The 680-nt window shown below is 34.7% G+C and carries 1 protein-coding gene; it reads right to left on the reverse strand.

Annotated features, from left to right (window positions below; genetic code table 11):
* Positions 1–680, reverse strand: a 680-nt coding sequence (locus ACYQZV_RS09085) for a hypothetical protein (protein WP_459895324.1), incomplete at both ends; no start/stop codon positions are given.

Genomic DNA, 680 nt, shown 5'->3' on the forward strand with positions numbered 1-680 from the left:
TAAATCTTCTTCCTTTAGGGGTAATGAATATAAGTGTCTTAGGTCTTCCTCTTCCTTGAGTTTTTGATTTGATTTCTACAAAACCTGCTTTTTGAAGAAAGCTTAAAACCCTATCGCAAAGCCATTTTTGATTTTGAAATACTGTTTTTATTAACTCTTGTCTTGTGTATCTTCTGTTTAGGAGTAGTGTTAGCACTTCATTAGACACATCTTCGTAGGTTTTGCCTAGTAGATTGTCTTGTTCTTTGGTGATATTTCCAAAGTCTATTTCTTTTGCATACTTCCAAGCTTTTTGAAAGTCTTTGGTAAAGTTTTCTTTGTCTGATAGAAGTTCGCATAGTACGGACTTAACAAAGTCCTCGCTTAGGCCTATTGATTTAGCCCAACCACAAGCGGGAAGCATTACGTTTATAAACCTGTGACTTTGATGTTTGTCTGAAAGGGTTTTTACAGAGGTTTTGTAATATTCTTGTATAGAAGTACGTGGTTTTTCTTTTAGTATGAAAGAAGGTATCTTAATAGGATGTTTCTTTTTCTTGTGATAGTAAACGTTATAGCGTTTTTGTAAGTTTTTAAGCTCTCTGTATAGGTCGTAGAACCTCACCCTTTCTTCTGCTTGTTCTATGAGTTGATAGCCTAAGCCTATATCTTGATCTTCAAGGATGATAGGATGGTTTAAC

The organism is Hydrogenobaculum acidophilum, assembly GCF_054656715.1.